This window comes from Bartonella sp. MU70NMGDW (genome assembly GCF_042194085.1).
GTDB classification, from domain to species: domain Bacteria; phylum Pseudomonadota; class Alphaproteobacteria; order Rhizobiales; family Rhizobiaceae; genus Bartonella; species Bartonella grahamii.
This window is the reverse complement of record NZ_JBHIMK010000274.1, coordinates 1-1,525: the sequence shown is the minus strand read 5'-3', so window position 1 is coordinate 1,525 and position 1,525 is coordinate 1. Positions and strand designations below refer to the sequence as shown.

At 37.8% G+C, this 1,525-nt stretch carries 2 protein-coding genes; both read right to left on the bottom strand.

Features of this window, described 5'->3' with window-relative positions; all coding sequences use genetic code 11:
• A partial coding sequence (locus ACFIKE_RS10395) for a replication protein (RefSeq protein WP_375649797.1) occupies nucleotides 1–380 on the bottom strand: 380 nt, incomplete at its 3' end.
• A gap of 560 nt (nucleotides 381–940) precedes the next feature.
• A partial coding sequence (locus tag ACFIKE_RS10390) for a His/Gly/Thr/Pro-type tRNA ligase C-terminal domain-containing protein (RefSeq protein ID WP_375649794.1) occupies nucleotides 941–1,525 on the bottom strand: 585 nt, incomplete at its 5' end.

Here is a 1,525-nt window from a genome sequence, read left to right as displayed (position 1 = left end):
TTATTCTCTTCTAATTCTTTGATACCTTCTTTAAAACTTTCAAAATTAAGATATTCTGGTTCTTGAATTGAAAGATCGCAAGTCAAAAATTCCTCAAGAATATCATGATCCAATGTTATCTGATCAAACCACAAATCCACATCATCTTCATCTGACATTTTCCCTACCTGCCACAACATCACCAAAAAAGCTTTCATACCACTAAATGATAGCCCCAAAATCATACGCCGACACGACGAGGCGCCTGAAAAAGTAATTTGCGGAAGATTTTCAAATCCGAAGTTTGAAGGAGGGAGTTTAAATGATTTTCCAATATTCTCAGGTCTTTCAAGAATAAAGGGATTTCGTTCATAGAGCACGGTAAAATCATATTGGGCCATTTTTATTTCTCCATTAAAGAATTGATTTTATTGAAATAATGCATACTATCAGTCAGTTACCATTATGGCAGCTTACAATTCATCCAAACATGCTCCTGTAAAAAATTGTTCGATTTAAGTCATTCCATTGTTTTTTGAAGCTTAAAAAGTCTTTTAGGATAAAACGCTCTCGTTCTCCCTCCTTTTGCAATAATGCTAGATTTTGTAATGTCTAAGAAGAGAACATCAAAGAATTTGATGCTCATAGATGAGAATTCAAAGATGAAGCCAATATGAACTTGTCAATATTTTTATAAACTTTTGGGAAAGTATTCCCTAAATCCCTTGAGTTCCCCCATTTTTTTTGTTCACGAAGATGTTATCATCGCATCCTCAGAAGGACGCGTTTTTAGTAAATGGAGCTTATTTACCTCTTAAAAAAATTCTCTTTTATGCCGTACCAGCTCAAAAAACTCGATTTTAAACGCATGCGTAAGTATGCCTAAACGAGAAAAGTACAGATTTTAAAAATTGAATCTCAAATTTCCCGAATATTTCAGGCAATCGCTTCTATAAAACTTTTACCATAACCGCCTTTGAGCTGCTAAAATATCTTGTACTGTTTGAACCAATTGCTCTTCATCAACCGTCACTTGTGCTGGTCGACTTTCACGCCATGTTTGATTATCTTTGATCTCATGAGATAAACGCGCCCCTTCAATCAAATCTTTAATCTGTATTTTTCCACTCTCACGTTCTTGTGAACCTTGGATAACCACACAAGGAGCTTTGCGCCGATCTGCATATTTCATCTGTGCTTTTATCCCCGATGCCCCCAAATAGAGCTCAGCACGAATTCCCGCATCACGCAACTGCATCACCATTTTTTGATAACCAGCAACTGCCTCTGGCTCTTTATCCATCATTAGCACCACAACCGGCCCTATTGTCTCCTTCATAGGCAACTTTCCAAGATTTTGCAAAGCTGCGATCAAACGTGAGACCCCGATTGAAAAACCTGTTGCCGGAATATTTTCACCACGAAAGCGTGCCACCAATCCATCATAGCGCCCTCCGCCACCAACAGAACCAAAAACAACTTTTTGCCCATCATCATTGAGAACATCAAAAAGCAATGCCGCCTCAAAAACAGGTCCCGTATAATA